At 51.2% G+C, this 14,862-nt stretch carries 15 protein-coding genes and 1 tRNA gene; 14 read left to right on the forward strand and 2 right to left on the reverse strand.

The window, feature by feature from the left end:
- The first annotated feature begins 1 nt into the window (after window position 1).
- From pabA to ABFD83_03615, 10 genes are all read left to right on the forward strand, one after another.
- Window positions 2-562, forward strand: coding sequence for an aminodeoxychorismate/anthranilate synthase component II (pabA, locus tag ABFD83_03570; protein MEN6356146.1), 561 nt, complete (start codon window positions 2-4; stop codon window positions 560-562).
- A gap of 88 nt (window positions 563-650) precedes the next feature.
- The gene (trpD, locus tag ABFD83_03575) at window positions 651-1,679 is read left to right on the forward strand and encodes an anthranilate phosphoribosyltransferase (protein MEN6356147.1); all 1,029 of its coding nucleotides are present in this window, start codon (window positions 651-653) and stop codon (window positions 1,677-1,679) included.
- Window positions 1,676-2,506: an indole-3-glycerol phosphate synthase TrpC gene (gene trpC / locus ABFD83_03580; GenBank protein ID MEN6356148.1), complete on the forward strand. Its 831-nt coding sequence runs from the start codon at window positions 1,676-1,678 to the stop codon at window positions 2,504-2,506. Before trpD ends, trpC begins: the two co-directional genes overlap by 4 nt.
- Window positions 2,503-3,156, forward strand: a complete 654-nt coding sequence (locus tag ABFD83_03585) for a phosphoribosylanthranilate isomerase (GenBank protein MEN6356149.1) — start codon at window positions 2,503-2,505, stop codon at window positions 3,154-3,156. The genes trpC and ABFD83_03585 overlap by 4 nt, the downstream gene beginning before the upstream one ends.
- Window positions 3,128-4,363 carry a tryptophan synthase subunit beta gene (gene trpB / locus ABFD83_03590; protein ID MEN6356150.1) on the forward strand — a complete coding sequence of 412 codons (1,236 nt, stop codon included), beginning with the start codon at window positions 3,128-3,130 and terminating at the stop codon, window positions 4,361-4,363. Before ABFD83_03585 ends, trpB begins: the two co-directional genes overlap by 29 nt.
- A complete protein-coding gene (trpA, locus tag ABFD83_03595; protein MEN6356151.1) occupies window positions 4,360-5,154 on the forward strand; it encodes a tryptophan synthase subunit alpha in 795 nt (264 codons plus the stop codon). Before trpB ends, trpA begins: the two co-directional genes overlap by 4 nt.
- Before the next feature lie 107 nt (window positions 5,155-5,261).
- The gene (deoC, locus tag ABFD83_03600) at window positions 5,262-5,990 is read left to right on the forward strand and encodes a deoxyribose-phosphate aldolase (GenBank protein MEN6356152.1); all 729 of its coding nucleotides are present in this window, start codon (window positions 5,262-5,264) and stop codon (window positions 5,988-5,990) included.
- Window positions 5,991-6,045: 55 nt separating this feature from the next.
- A complete protein-coding gene (locus ABFD83_03605; protein MEN6356153.1) occupies window positions 6,046-6,663 on the forward strand; it encodes a pentapeptide repeat-containing protein in 618 nt (205 codons plus the stop codon).
- A gap of 17 nt (window positions 6,664-6,680) precedes the next feature.
- On the forward strand, window positions 6,681-7,142 hold the full coding sequence (locus ABFD83_03610) for a YdeI/OmpD-associated family protein (GenBank protein MEN6356154.1): 462 nt from the start codon (window positions 6,681-6,683) through the stop codon (window positions 7,140-7,142).
- Window positions 7,143-7,261: 119 nt separating this feature from the next.
- A tRNA-Pro gene (locus ABFD83_03615) sits at window positions 7,262-7,338 on the forward strand.
- A 216-nt stretch (window positions 7,339-7,554) separates the two neighbouring features.
- Here the strand turns inward: ABFD83_03615 and ABFD83_03620 are convergent.
- Together ABFD83_03620 and ABFD83_03625 are read right to left on the reverse strand one after the other, a co-directional pair.
- Entirely contained in the window at window positions 7,555-8,076 is a 522-nt protein-coding gene (locus tag ABFD83_03620) for a chemotaxis protein CheW (protein MEN6356155.1), read from the reverse strand.
- A gap of 13 nt (window positions 8,077-8,089) precedes the next feature.
- Entirely contained in the window at window positions 8,090-10,042 is a 1,953-nt protein-coding gene (locus tag ABFD83_03625) for a methyl-accepting chemotaxis protein (protein MEN6356156.1), read from the reverse strand.
- 337 nt (window positions 10,043-10,379) lie between these two features.
- On the opposite strand from ABFD83_03625, the gene ABFD83_03630 reads away from it, so the two are divergent.
- The 4 genes from ABFD83_03630 to ABFD83_03645 all read left to right on the forward strand — a co-directional run bounded on the left by ABFD83_03630 (window position 10,380) and on the right by ABFD83_03645 (window position 14,720).
- Window positions 10,380-10,982, forward strand: a complete 603-nt coding sequence (locus ABFD83_03630) for a response regulator transcription factor (GenBank protein ID MEN6356157.1) — start codon at window positions 10,380-10,382, stop codon at window positions 10,980-10,982.
- A 144-nt stretch (window positions 10,983-11,126) separates the two neighbouring features.
- On the forward strand, window positions 11,127-12,599 hold the full coding sequence (locus ABFD83_03635) for a ComEC/Rec2 family competence protein (protein ID MEN6356158.1): 1,473 nt from the start codon (window positions 11,127-11,129) through the stop codon (window positions 12,597-12,599).
- Entirely contained in the window at window positions 12,589-13,470 is an 882-nt protein-coding gene (locus tag ABFD83_03640; protein MEN6356159.1) for a ComEC/Rec2 family competence protein, read from the forward strand. The genes ABFD83_03635 and ABFD83_03640 overlap by 11 nt, the downstream gene beginning before the upstream one ends.
- Before the next feature lie 98 nt (window positions 13,471-13,568).
- A complete protein-coding gene (locus ABFD83_03645) occupies window positions 13,569-14,720 on the forward strand; it encodes a ParB/RepB/Spo0J family partition protein (GenBank protein MEN6356160.1) in 1,152 nt (383 codons plus the stop codon).
- Window positions 14,721-14,862 lie beyond the last annotated feature (142 nt).

Consider the following 14,862-nt stretch of genomic DNA (forward strand, 5'->3'; position numbering starts at 1 on the left):
AATGATCCTGATGATAGACAACTACGACAGCTTTACCTATAACCTGGTCCAGTATCTGGGTGAGATGGGCCAGCAGTTAAAGGTGTTCAGGAACAATAAGATCACACTCGATGAGATCGAGAAGATGAAGCCGGACAAGATTGTGATATCACCGGGGCCGTGCACACCAAACGAGGCGGGTGTGTCGGTCGCGGTGATCCAGCGGTTCGCAGGAAAGATTCCTATTCTGGGAGTATGCCTGGGGCACCAGAGTATAGGTCAGGCATTCGGTGGGGAAATTGTGCAGGCGCAGAGGCTGATGCATGGCAAGACATCGCTGATCCATCACGACGGTAAGGGCGTCTTCAAAAGCATGCCTAATCCGTTTGTTGCGACGCGATATCACTCACTGATAATACGGCGTGAGACTATCCCAGACTGCCTGCAGATCACCGCCGAGACCGATCAGCGAGAGATCATGGGGGTCCGTCACAAAGACTACCCTATCGAGGGTGTGCAGTTCCACCCGGAGTCGATCCTGACTCAGGAAGGCAAGCTGCTGCTTCAAAACTTCGTTGCTTAGTTGTGAGTTGTGAGTTGCGGGTCATGTGCGACCGTTAGCCAACCTTCCAGCTTTTTGATTTTTAGACTTTTTGACTGGAGAAAAGAAAATGATAAGAGAAGCTATTAAAAAGGTAGTCGAGGGGTGCGACCTCACTCAAGAAGAAGCCGTGCTCGCGATGACTGAGATAATGGACGGTGATGCAACTGCAGCGCAGGTATCGTCATTTATTACGGCTATACGGATCAAAGGCGAGACAGTCGATGAGATCACGGGGTTCGTCAAGGTGATGCGTGAGAAGGCAGTCAAGGTCAGGCCCAAGTGCGATGCTCTCATCGATACTTGTGGCACGGGGGGAGACAAGCTCGATACGTTCAATATATCCACTACAGCGACATTTGCGATAGTTGGAGCGGGGGTGACTGTCGCAAAGCATGGCAACCGGGCTGCATCGAGCACATGCGGCAGCGCGGACGTTCTTGAAGCGCTCGGTGTTAACCTGAACCTGAACCCGGACCAGATCGCGACTTGTATCGACCAGGCAGGGATCGGCTTTATGTTTGCGCCGGTTATGCACCCATCCATGAAACATGCCGCCATGCCGCGCAAAGAGATCGGAATAAGAACGATATTCAATATGCTCGGCCCGATGACCAACCCTGCCGATGCGAAATGGCAGGTGATCGGTGTATTTGCGCCCGATATCACCGAGACGATGGCAAAGGTGCTGAATGCTCTGGGAACAGAGCGAGCAATGGTCTTTCATGGTATGGCCGGTCTGGATGAGATGTCCACCATAGGCGAGACACGCATCAGCGAGCTAAAGGACGGCAAGGTCAAAACGTATACGATAACTCCTGCAGACTTTGGGATCAATACGGCAAAGCCGGAAGACCTGGCGGCGGGCACCGGGAGCGTGGTAGATAATGTTCAGGCTCTGCTGAGTGTGCTCGACGGCGAGAGAGGCCCAAGACGCGATATCGTGCTGCTTAATGCGGCAGCGGCGCTGGTGGTCGCGGGCAAGGCCGACGACATACGAGGCGGGATGACTCTGGCGGCGCAGTCTATCGATTCAGGCGCGGCGATGGAAGCGCTCAAGAGGTTCAAGTCAATAACGCAGGAGCTTGCAGCAAATTGATACTGGATAAGATTATACAAGAAAAGATTATCGAAGTTGAACAGCGTAAAGCCGTATTACCTCTGCGCGAGCTGAAGTCTCGCGTGTCTGATGCGCCGCGGCCACTGGACTTTGCAAAGAAACTCGTCAGAAATGAGACCGGGATACCCGCCATGATTGCAGAGGTAAAGAAGGCCTCACCGTCAAAAGGACTGATACGGCAGGACTTCGATCCCAGAGTGATCGCCGCATCGTACGAGTCCGGCGGGGCCTCGGCTATATCGGTGCTTACTGATGAGAAGTTCTTCCAGGGCTCGCTTGAATATATGAAATTCGTAAAGCGCACGGTCTCTGTTCCTGTCCTTCGCAAAGACTTCCTGATAGATGAATATCAGGTCTTTGAAGCTCGGACCGCCGGTGCCGACGCGGTGCTGCTGATTGTAGCTGTGCTCGAAAAGGAAAAACTGGCCGAACTGATGAACCGTGCGACCGAACTCGGCATGTATGCTCTGGTGGAGGTTCATGATGAACGCGAGATGGAGGTAGCGCTCGACGTATGCGCGCCGCTTATAGGGATCAATAATCGAAACCTGCAGACATTTGAGGTCAATCTGGATACAAGCGCCAGGCTGATGAAGAAGTGTACCTCTCACACTGCCACAAGCCAGGATAAGAGTAAGAAAGTGGCGATGACAGGCGGCAGGCCGAGGTTTGTAAGCGAGAGCGGGATATTCACTCACGACGATCTGGTCAGGCTGGGATCGATGGGAGTCGATGCGGTTTTGATAGGTGAGGCTCTTGTGCGCGAGCAGGACATCGAGGCAAAACTGCGGGAGTTGATCGGATGACCCTGGTCAAGATCTGTGGGATTACGAACATAGAGGATGCTTTGGCGGCAGTCGAGTCCGGCGCGGACATGCTTGGGTTTATCTTTGCCGACAGCCCAAGGCGTGTGGATATACAAATGGTAAGCGAAATTCTAAAGAATCAAACCATTTCGCGTTTTCGCTCTTCCGCGTTTTCGCGATTAAGAACTGTTGGCATCTTTACTGAGGAATCTGATGAAGTTCTTCGCATTATGGACGAGTGCGGTCTGGATTACGCTCAGCTCCATGGCGGCCAAAGTGAGGACTTCGCGAGTAAGATTGGTTGGGATCGGGTGATACGTGTTGCGCGCGTAAAGGACGAATCCAGTCTAGGTTTACTGGTTAATCATACACATGCAGTTTATTACTTGCTTGATACATACAAAAAAGGTCAGGTTGGAGGCACGGGAGAGACATTTGATTGGGAGCTTGCTGTCCGGGCAAAATCACTCGGCAAGCCGATCATTCTCTCCGGCGGGCTGAGGCCTGAAAATATAGCAGAGGCAATTAAGACAGTTAAGCCGTATGCTGTCGATATATCGAGCGGGGTAGAGATATGCCCCGGCAAGAAGGATCACAATAAGATAAAGGAGTTAATTGAAAATGTCAGAGCAGCAGACAACGCTTCCTGATGCTCGCGGCCACTTCGGGATGTATGGCGGGCGCTATGTCCCCGAAATACTGATGCCGGCCCTGGACGAGCTTGCGGAGACTTACAATCGGTATAAAGATGATAAAGAATTCAATGAAGAGTTAAACTATTATCTCAGCGAATACGTGGGCAGGCCTACCCCACTCTACTTCGCCCAGAGGATGACCGAGAAGCTCGGCGGCGCAAAGATATACCTCAAGCGCGAGGATCTCTGTCACACCGGGGCGCACAAGCTCAATAACGTGATGGGCCAGATTCTACTCGCACGGCGAATGGGTAAGCCAAGGATCATCGCCGAGACAGGCGCGGGCCAGCACGGGGTCGCGACAGCTACTGCATGCGCGCTCTTCGGCTTGAAGTGCCACGTTTATATGGGCGTGGAAGATATGGAAAGGCAAGCGCTCAATGTCTTTCGGATGAGGCTGTTAGGAGCTGAAGTGATCCCTGTCACAAGCGGCACTCAGACACTAAAAGATGCGACTAGTGAAGCGATCCGAGACTGGGTCACAAACGTCAACGATACACATTATATTATTGGCTCCGTGGTCGGGCCGCACCCTTACCCTATGATGGTTCGCGATTTCCAGTCCGTTATTGGCCGTGAGACCCGCAGGCAGCATCTTGAGAAAGAGGGCCGGCTGCCGGATTATCTGGTCGCATGCGTCGGTGGGGGAAGCAATGCTATGGGGATGTTTTATCCCTTCGTGAAGGACGAATCGGTCAAGATGATCGGTGTCGAGGCGGCAGGCGAAGGGATTAATACTGATCGTCACTGCTCTACACTAGGTCTCGGTTCGCCCGGTGTGCTGCACGGCTCTATGAGCTATCTGTTGCAAAATGAGGATGGCCAGGTCCAGCTTACACACAGCATCTCAGCCGGTCTGGACTACCCCGGCGTCGGACCGGAGCACAGTTACTTCAAAGATTCGGGTCGGGCGACCTATACTAATGCCACCGACGCCGAGGCGCTGGACGCTTTTCAGTTCCTATCCGAGACGGAGGGAATAATTCCCGCTCTGGAATCATCGCACGCAGTGGCGCATGTCAGGAAGTTGGCTCCTACTCTGGGTAAGAATGAAACAGTGGTGATATGCCTATCCGGCAGAGGTGACAAGGATGTTCACACTGTAGCCAAGGCGCTGGAAGGGTTTCCCGAAACAGCTTCTGTGGAGGGTATATCGCTATGAACAGGATAGACAAAGCATTTGCTGAGCTTAAGGCAAAATCCGACAAGGCGCTTATATGCTTCATAACTGGAGGCGACCCGGACTTTGAGACAACTAAAGACCTGGCGTTGAAGATATTTGGCTCGGGGGCGGATATAGTCGAGATCGGTATTCCGTTCTCCGACCCATTGGCAGACGGCCCGACCATCCAATCGGCCAGTTTCAGGGCCCTGCAGGCAGGCGCGAGTGTAAAGGGTATATTTGATAATGTGCGCTCGATCAGAACTCATTGCGACAAGCCTATAGTGCTCATGACTTATTACAACCCGGTCCAGAAATATGGACTAGTTAAGTTTGCTGATGATGCGGCATCTGCGGGAGCGGATGGGGTGATTATGGTCGATCTGCCGGTCGAGGAGGCGTCGGACTGGAAATCGGCTGCGGATTCGGCTAGTCTTGCGACTATATTTCTCCTTGCGCCGACCAGCACGAAGGAGAGAATAGCCCTCACGGCGAACATGGCAAGCGGGTTTATATATTGTGTATCGAGGACCGGGGTCACCGGCGCACAGAGCAGCGTCCCGACTGATTTGAAAGCGCTGGTGGACACGATCAAGTCGGCGTCAGGCCTTCCGGTGGTTATCGGGTTCGGTATATCCAAGCCCGAACATGTGAAGCAGGTGACCGAGTTCGCGGACGGCGCGGTGGTCGGAAGCGCACTGGTGAGTATTGTAGACAAGAGCGCGTCTTCGACTGAAGCGACCGAGCGCGCCGGAGTTTTTGTCAGAGAACTGAAAAAGGGAACGAGTTAGTTAGCAAGTAGGGAACAGGTATTAGGCAACAGGCAACAGTAGAAAGCAAAGTATATTACTGTATCCTGTAACCTGTTGCCTGTTATCTCAAAATTGAGGTGATGATCATGTTCTCGAAAGAACAGTTTGCCAAACTGATGGATTCTACGTTGCTCAGGCCGACGGCTACTCGCGAGGATATCACTCGGTTCTGCGAGGAGGCGGCCAACTATCACGTCGCATCGGTCGTTGTATTCCCCTTCTGGCTGCCTGTCGTCAGGCGCGCAATGGCTGAGACCGATGTCAAGATCGCGACTGTGATCGGTTTTCCATTCGGCGCAAGCGGCAGGTCGGTGAAGGTCTTTGAAGCACGGACTGCCATCACCAATGGCGCTAACGAGCTTGATATCGTGATCAACATAGGCGCGCTAAAGTCCGGCGAACGCAATATAGTCGAGAGCGAGATCAAGGAAATCGTGGATACATCTCGGATGACCGGCTTAACCCAGGACGCCAAGCGCACCGTCATCAAATTTATTATAGAAGCTTACTACCTGACTGATGATGAAAAGAAGATAGCATGCGAGATCATACGTGACGCAGGTGGAGACTTCGTTAAAACATCGACAGGCACCGCTGCGGGCGGAGCGACGATAGAAGATATACGTCTGATCCGAAATGTGGTCGGGTCCGATATCGGCGTCAAGGCCGCGGGCGGCATCCGCACCACAGCGCAGGCAATGGAAATGCTGGATGCGGGCGCAAGCAGGATAGGCACATCCAGCGCAGCCGCTGTCATTGATGGATACGTGCCGGAGGACTATCTGGAAAGCGCCGGACGAAGGCGCAGCAGTTGAGTGATCTGCAGTTAACCTCCAGGTAAGATACCTGGAGGTATAAAATGGAGAGGCCGTGACCGAGAAGCAATCAAAATGGGCTGAAAATGACTACGCCGACCAATCGTTTGATGAGATGGACCTCTCCGAGACCAATTTCGTGCGGTGCACGTTTGTCCACTGCCGATTTGTCGATACGCGTCTGAGCGAAGCCAAGATGACCGGGTGCCGGTTTGAGGAGTGCGATTTCTCGCGCGCCAGGCTGAATGCCTCGACCTTTTCAGATTGCTCGTTCGCAGGCTGCACGTTTACTAATGCCGACTTCTTCATGTCCATCTTCGAAAACTGCAGCATGCTCGGCTCCACGTTCGCGGATGCAAAGCTGAGTGGAATCACAATCACTGGCGGAAACTGGTCGTGGGTGAGTCTGCGCTTTCAGGATTTGCATGGTCTTGACCTGCACGGCATTAATCTCACGGAGGCTGACCTCTACAGCACAGACCTCACAAAGACAGACCTTCGAGATGCAGACCTCACCAGAGCCAACCTGAACAAGGCCAAATTAGAAGAGGCCGACTTGCGCGGCGCAGCCATATCAGGTGTCAACCTGCTCGACGCAAACATAAAGGGCACTCGGATGGATATAGCCCAGGCGGTCCATTTTGCAAGGTGCCACGGGGCGAATGTCGAGTGATCTTGGAGAATAAGTAAATGAAATACGACTTCAATGCACAGATAAAACTACTGGAAGGTAAAATAAAGTGGAGTGTTATATACTTTCCACACCCGGCGCAGGAACATTTTGGGACCAACGGAAGGGTTAATGTAAAGGCTGTTGTGGATGGTCATGAGTTTGATACTACTCTGCTGCCTTCACGCAATGGGCATTATCTCATTTATAACTCAGGTATGAAGAAGGCTGTAGGTAAAAAATTGGGCGATAATGTCCGGGTAATGCTTGAGAGATGTGAGCAAAAGCGTGAGGTCACAATCCCTGACTATATTTCAGTTGCCTTGAAAGAACACTCTGCATTTGACAGTTTTCTGAAGATGCCGGACTATATGAAACGTGAGGAAATAAGCAAAATCGAATCTGCGCAGCATGATGAGACAAAATCAAAACGTTTGCACACACTGATTGCAAAACTTACTGATAAACGTCCTGCACCATAACTCAGATGGGCTGTCAACTCATACTCAATTTCGTCGACGACTAACCTTTACATTCTCGTTATTGGCATGGTGTGCATATTGCAAGCCCGTTCGGGTTATGGTATACTTTTTATGGTCGTCGGGGTGTGGCTCAGCTTGGTAGAGCGCTCGGTTCGGGACTGAGAGGTCGGAGGTTCAAATCCTCTCACCCCGACCATAAACCCTCTTGCTCATAGACGTATGGGCGAGAGGGTTTTACTTTTTTTGCATAAAAACAAACAAAAGCCGGGCACAGTGGCATTACAGACACTTGCGCCCGGCATTGTCATGATGTCGTGATGAGGTATCTAAAGGGGAGTAAAGATAACCTCACCTAAACATCTTTTGTAAAAAAACCGGTATCTGGTTTCCTGGTACAAATACCGGGTGCGGCCTATGCAGCCACCCTCCTTTCACTCGATTTGCCGACATGCTCCTCATGTTTAGAGAAGCTGTCGATATCCTTCAATGTAAGCACCTTGTCGAGATCCACCAAGATCACCAGACGGTTCTCCTGCTGACCCACCCCGCGCAGATAATCGGCTTCTATCGACGATATCACCGATAGTGGAGGCTGGACGGCCCCGGCGGGAAGCATAAGTGTCTCGACTACGGCATCTACAATCATACCTATCATTTGACCACCGGCCTCAACCACCATAATTCTGGACGCCTTGGTCTGTTCACCCGGGGGCAGGCCAAATCGTTTCCTTAAGTTGATCACGGGAATAATACTGCCCCTGAGATTAATAACTCCGTCAACATACTCCGACGCCATTGGAATAGTTGTGATCTCCTGCATTCGGATAATCGTGCTTACTGTGCTGATATCAACTCCATAGCACTCACCTGCCAGTTCGAATACTACTAACTCCTCACATTCGTCGGCTGCAACATATGTCTCTTCGCTAATCATGCTTGTCTCCTATTTACGCAGCTTTCTGATGTCGCGTTGAAGCCACACGCCCGGAAATATCCTGCAGTGAGCCTGTGCTGGGACTATCGTCTAGTTTGAACTGTGAGACCAGCGACTGCAGTTCGCGAGCCATACCGGCGAGTTCTTCGGCGGATGCATTGAGTTCCTCCGCTGCCGTATTCTGTTCTTCGGTAGCAGCCGACACCTCTTCAGCAGATGCTGCGTTCTGCTCGCTCAAAGCGGCAACTTGCTCAATCTGATGAACGACTTCGGCCGATGACGCACTCATCTCCTGGGCGGCGGCAGTAGTTTGCTGGGTCACTGACGACACATTCTCGATGGCTTTCACAATATCGGCGCTGGAACCGCTGACATGCTGAGTGTCCACAGAAATCTGATGTATTTCCGAAACAATTCCCGCCACAGCATTCTGAATATCCTTTAAGACCTCACCTGCATGACCGGCGAGTTCGGTTCCCTCGGCCACTTCCTTGCTGCTATCGTTCATTGCTTCAACAGCAGACTTTGTCATATCCTGAATATTACTGATAAGATCGGCGATCTCACCAGTGGCTTTTGATGATCTCTCCGCAAGCTTTCTCACCTCGTCCGCCACGACAGCAAATCCTTTACCATGCTCACCAGCTCTAGCCGCTTCGATAGCAGCATTAAGAGCAAGCAGGTTTGTCTGCTCAGCTATGTCGTCAATTGTCTCAACGATTGTGCCGATCTGCTGCGAACTGTCGCCGAGTTGGCGGACCATTTCGGCAACCTTTTCAGTAGCTTCCCTGATCCTCTCCATGCCGCCGACTGTTTCGGCTACCTCTTTGCCGCCGGTTATCGCAATATCACTTACATGCTTGCCATTGACTGCAGACTCCTGTGATAGATTTGCGACTTCCTCTATAGATGCACTGATCTGCTGAACGAGCCCGACCGTATTCTCAACGTACTTGGCCTGAGACTGAGCGCCGGATGCAACCTCATCAATGGCACGACCAAGTTGTTGCATCGCATCTGAGCTTGATTGTGCTGTTTGTGACTGCTCCTGGCTGCCTGTAGCCACCTGCCCAACAGTATCCATTATCTGCTGGGTGCCTTGTGTGACATCTTTTGAAATGGCGGATAATTCATGCGAAGATGAAGCCACAATCTCCGCACTGTGCTTGACATTTCCGACAACGCTGCGCAACTCCTCTATCATCCTCTGAAAACTTGCGAACAATAAGCCAATCTCATCCTGTGAAGCACTCTTCAAATTTAGCCTAAGGTCTCCACCAGCTACTCTTTCTGCAGCTTCAGCAATCTCACTGACTGGCCTGGAAATACCGGATGATATAAGCAAGCCAAGCCCAATAGCCGCGATAATGCCTACAGTCATCAGCACAAACACAATCTCTAAAACACCTTTGGCGGTAGAGCTGTTTGAGACGGATGTTTGATGCGCCTGAGATATTTTCATATTGAGCATATCATCAATGGCTTCGCGCTCTTGCTTTGTTGCAATAGCTGCAGGGCCATTGATAATTCGAATAGCTTCGGCGTTCTTGCCCTGAAGCGCATACTCAATGATTTTGTCTCTAGAAGGAGCAAATGCTCGCCGCGCCCGCTGAAAACGGCCAAAATTATCCCTCATCTTATCGGTGAAAATGGTCTTGCCATATTCATCGCTAAGATCATTGATCCTGGCTGTAAGGTCGCGAATTTTGCTTGCACACTTAGTGCGCTCCTCAAGATTGCCGGCCATCACCATATTTCGCAGATCCATATGAATTTCATAAAAAGTAATTGCCATATTGCTGAGTTGAGAAATCGGCGCCGTCATATGAACATACATCTTCTTGTCCTCGTCAGCAACTTTTCTAATGCCTGATATGCCCACAAATCCGATAACACCGGCAATCAACGCTACCAGAACAAAACCCGATAACAATTTGGTCCTAATCTTAAGATTACAAAATCGCATAACTTATTTCTCCCTATAAATTGAGACACATGGTCATATTTGTCAAATGACTGCGTCCACTCAACTATGGCTCTGTATTCGGCTGTTATTTCTATCATCGGAAACATAAATCGATAATTGTTTAACGGTATTCCGTGAATTTGCAAGAAACATGCTGCCGGAAACATAATAAAGAGGCTGTGAACATCCAAAGATCATGCTGGATGGGTGCAAGAGGCTGCAAACCAATCAGCGCCGCACTGATCAATCGTTAACACTATAACTACATACAACAACAGAATATGAGGCCATAACCATGCAGACAAAGATGACCGCGCAAACTAAGATATCCGTTTATGTGATTGATAAATATCCGATTATAAACTGGGCTATAAGAGAATACCTCTCACAACACAATCGATTTTCAGTTCTTGGTTTCGCTGCGTCTGCCGATGAAGCCATGGCTTCAATAAAACTGAAGAAACCTGATGTGGTGGTTGGTACACCGCAAATAACTCTGAAAAATCTAGAGGCAATCACTAACATTGTAAGATTGGGCGCGCAGGTAATAGCATACTGCGATGTCATGACAAAAGACATGATAGAGGCGTTTTGGGATGCGGGAGGCCTCGGAGTTGTTACTATATTATCGCCTCTGGATGATCTGGAAAAGGCTATAGAGTCTGTAGCATGCGGAAAAAAGTGGATAGCCCCCTCATTACGTGCTTCTTTTACGATAGAATCAGATCAAGAAGAAGCATCGCTTACAAACAGAGAGCGCGAAATTGTTGCGCTGGTCGCTCAAGGGCTCAGCAGCAGAGTAATAGCAGACAGGCTGTTTATAAGCGTCAACACAGTTGAAAGCCATAGAAAACGTATATTCAAAAAGCTGAATGTGCACACCTGTGCGCAGTTGGTTCGCTACGCTGTCAAAGAGAAGTTGATATTAGAACCCCGGTAAGCATTACAACCCACCCCAGGCATCCAATCCACAATCCTCTTGCATACACTAAACATCAACGCTATTATTAACATCATGAAGCCTGAGAGCAAGACAGCACTCATAGCGATCTGCTTCGCGCTGGGGATATTGGCAGCGGCCTGTATGCACCCCATCATATGGACTTCTATCGCGTTTCTTACAGTAATCGGGCTTTACATATTCGCAAAGACATTATCGCGCGAGAGTGTGCTTATAGCCGCGACTGTATTTGTCATAGGCGCGGCTTATTACCAATTGAACACGCAAATCCCCGACGATGACATATCCCGCTATGTGTTTCGAGCAAGAGCGTTTGAGGGTGTGGTCGCGTCAGACCCGGAGACGAGTGAGGACAAAATACGTTTGATCTGCCGCGTTAAACGTGTCCAGATACACTGCGAATGGCGTTACGCAAGTGGACTTGTCATGCTAAACCTCTACCCCGGCAAAGACGGAAATGCGCCAAAACTCGAATACGGCGACCGCGTCAGGATCAGCGCCGTCCCCTACCCGCCCAGAGACCCGACCAACCCCGGACAGTTCTCGTGGCGGCAGTATCTGGCAAGGCAAAACATATACTCCTGCGCATATGCAAGTGCATCCCAAGTGCGAATACTCAACGGCGCATCGGGTAATATATTCGTGTCGGCTGCGCTCAGGGCAAAGCATTACATCGTAAAGAGCATATACCGAATCACACCCGAACGCGAGGCATCCGTGATCGCAGGTATGGTGCTGGGCACATACTCATACCTGCCGCGGCAGACACTCGCCAACTTCGGCAAGACAGGCACCATGCATTTACTTGCGGCATCCGGCTTCAATTGTTACATAATCCTGCTGCTTGCCACGCCCCTGCTCAGGCGCATCAAGATAATGCCTAAGGGGCGCAACATAATTATTATTATTCTGGTGATAGCATACTTGTTTATGGTCGGGCCGAAGCCGTCGCTGGTCCGCGCATCGCTGATCGCAATTTTCTATATGCTCGCGCCGCTCTTTAAGAAGACACCTAATATCAGGGTTCTGTTCTTTGCAACCGGGCTTGTTGTGCTTGCGATCAATCCGTCGTATCTCTTCGATGTCGGTTTTCAGCTCTCGTTTCTTGCGGTGTGGGCGCTGATATCAATCGCGCCTGTGGTCGAATCACTCCTTGCGCACGCCGGTCTCGTTCCGGCAAAGTGTAAGAATCAAGCAAGTCGACCAGCCTGGCTGCGTAAGATATCGACAGAAATCGCTGGGGCAGGTATCGCCACGCTGAGCGTCACGGTCTTTACTGCACCGGTGATCGCATATTACTTCAACTATTTCTCACTCGTCTCTCTACCCGCGAACATGGCTCTTGCGCTTGGTGTTCCACTTGTATTTGCCGCCGGAATGCTGGCACCTGTCTTCGCGCCAATACCTATTATCGGAGGGCTGGTCGGGTGGTTGGGCACGATTGTGACAAAGGGGATGCTGGCTGTAGTCGACTATCTCGGGTCGTGGGATCACAGCTCGATCGCAGTCTCCTCGCCGGGGCTCCTGGCAATCGCGGGATACTATCTGATATTATATGTGGCGTTGAGTTATGTGAGGTCCGACATTGAGAAGTGATAAAAGGCTCCTGATAATCATTGTCGCCGTATTGGCAGCAGTCGGCATATGGGCGAGCGCGCTGCTGCCCAGCGGGAAAACACTGGATGTCACGGTGATGGATGTCGGCGAAGGGCTGTGCGTGGTCATGCGTACGCCTTCGGACAAAGTTATGGTAATGGACTGCGGGACCGGCAGTTGGCGCAAGAGCGACACTGTCGGCGAAAGCGTTGTGGTGCCTTATCTACACAGGATGGGCAAGAATGCGATAGATGTGGCCGTGTTGAGCCATCCGCACTCAGATCATGTCAGCGGCTATGCGGGTCTGCTAAAAGCCGTACCGGCAAAAGTAGTCATGGACATCGGGGCAAAGCATGCGTCGCCTTTCTACAAACGCTTCCTAAGGCAGGTCAAGATGAGCGGGGCGACTTATCGAATCGCCAAGCGCGGGCAGAAGATCGAGATGGGCGACGGCGTTACAGTCCAGGTCCTAAGCCCCGATCCCGAGATGCACTACAGCGACCTAAACAACAACTCGATCGTGCTGAGGATTGTATACAAAAAGGCGGCAATACTCCTCGCGGCGGATGCAGAGGAAGAGGCCGAGCAGGATATTCTTGACTCAGGTATGTCCGTTCGAGCGCAGGTGCTGCAGGTGGGCCATCACGGCTCAAAAGCTGCATCGTCCGCACAGTGGCTGGCCGCGGTAAAGCCAGCAATCGCCATTATCTCCTGCGGACGCCATAACAACTACGGTCACCCCTCATCACAGGCCATCGACAGGCTGGAATCGTGCGGAGCGCGAGTATACCGCACGGACAGATGCGGAGCCGTCACAATTGCCACCGACGGCAGCGTTATTCAGGCAAAAACCTGCGCATCTATCCGGTAAACTTTACGTTTTTGCATCCCTCACTCTTGTCTTGAAGCGTAATACAGCCATAATTACCATTGTAGACCGTGCTGGCAATATCAGAGGAGACTGTCTTAATGGAACTTGTCGACATCTCAAAAATAGCACCCGCTGCCGATCAGCCAAGGAAAACATTCGATCAGGGCTCTCTGCTCGAACTGGCAATGTCCATTCGAGAGCGTGGTGTGCTTGAGCCTATCGTAGTACGTCCGGTAGGGCCGGATAAATATGAAATAGTGATGGGAGAACGCCGCTGGCGTGCGTCGCAGTTGGCCGGATTAACTCAGATACCGGCTGTAATACGCGAACTCAATGATGAGGACGCCAGCACTGACGCCCTTTTAGAGAACTTCCAGCGCGAGGATTTGAACCCGGTCGAGCGGGCCAGGGCGATTAAGAAATTGCTGGAGTTTATGCCGTGGGAGAAGTGCTTGAAGACACTAGGTGTGGCCGACTCCACCATGCGCAGATACCTGGACCTGCTGGAGCTTCCAGAATGCATTCTCGATGAGCTTCTGGCAAAGCCGAAAGACGGCGAGGGTGAATTCCTGGAGGGACACGCTTACGCCATAAAGCAGCTCAATGACAACCAGAAAGTACAGATCAGGCTCGCGAAAAAAGTAAGAGCCGAGCGCCTCTCGGTGGAAGAACTTAAGAAGATAATAGGCGCCATCAACGAAGTGCCTTCGAAGACCGAGGCTTTCCTGCGCGTTCCATTAAATGTGACAGAGGAGATTCTGCGCGGCGTCGCCAGGCAGGAAAGAAAGAAAGCCGCATATCGGCCAAAGACGGCTCAGTCTCACCTCAAGCTGATTCAAAAGGCATGCACCGGAGTGCTGGACCTGCTCGACGACCGCGTGTCGCAATACCTCTCGCCGACAGAGATGAACCAGATGCTCAGCGCAACGGCGGACCTCGCCGAGCAGCTTGTTAAATTCAATAAGACCATGCGCGAGTCTCTGCAAAAGACGGACCGCCAGTTCAAGGAAGTCTATATCCACTGCCCGCTGTGCGGCAGAATAGAGCTTATCGGCAGCATACGATGCAGTGTGTGCTGGAGTGTTTTAAGACGGTGCCTTGACTGCGAAAACTACGATCAGAGCTATCAGAAATGCACAAGAAGCGGCTACGCTATCTACATGTCCGACGCGGAAAGCCCGGACGAGCAGTCACACTCATATAAGTGTGAAGATTACACCCCACGATTCGATGTAGAAGCTGCGGCATAATTAAGTTATGGGTTATGGGTTGTGAGTTGAGAGTTGCGAATGACGATACGCTTACTTGTCAGGCTCTACGCTCGCATAACCCATAACTCGTAACCCACAACTCGTAACCCACAACTCGTAACTCCCTTAACATACGCTTAAC

It is taken from the genome of Armatimonadota bacterium, assembly GCA_039679645.1.
Classification (GTDB): Bacteria; Armatimonadota; UBA5829; order UBA5829; family UBA5829; genus UBA5829.

Coding starts and splice junctions, on each gene's coding strand:
- pabA (MEN6356146.1), top strand. CDS start 2: ATGATCCTGATGATAGACAACTACGACAGCTTTACCTATAACCTGGTC.
- trpD (MEN6356147.1), top strand. CDS start 651: ATGATAAGAGAAGCTATTAAAAAGGTAGTCGAGGGGTGCGACCTCACT.
- ABFD83_03585 (MEN6356149.1), top strand. CDS start 2,503: ATGACCCTGGTCAAGATCTGTGGGATTACGAACATAGAGGATGCTTTG.
- trpB (MEN6356150.1), top strand. CDS start 3,128: ATGTCAGAGCAGCAGACAACGCTTCCTGATGCTCGCGGCCACTTCGGG.
- trpA (MEN6356151.1), top strand. CDS start 4,360: ATGAACAGGATAGACAAAGCATTTGCTGAGCTTAAGGCAAAATCCGAC.
- deoC (MEN6356152.1), top strand. CDS start 5,262: ATGTTCTCGAAAGAACAGTTTGCCAAACTGATGGATTCTACGTTGCTC.
- ABFD83_03610 (MEN6356154.1), top strand. CDS start 6,681: ATGAAATACGACTTCAATGCACAGATAAAACTACTGGAAGGTAAAATA.
- ABFD83_03620 (MEN6356155.1), bottom strand. CDS start 8,076: ATGATTAGCGAAGAGACATATGTTGCAGCCGACGAATGTGAGGAGTTA.
- ABFD83_03625 (MEN6356156.1), bottom strand. CDS start 10,042: ATGCGATTTTGTAATCTTAAGATTAGGACCAAATTGTTATCGGGTTTT.
- ABFD83_03635 (MEN6356158.1), top strand. CDS start 11,127: ATGCACCCCATCATATGGACTTCTATCGCGTTTCTTACAGTAATCGGG.
- ABFD83_03645 (MEN6356160.1), top strand. CDS start 13,569: ATGGAACTTGTCGACATCTCAAAAATAGCACCCGCTGCCGATCAGCCA.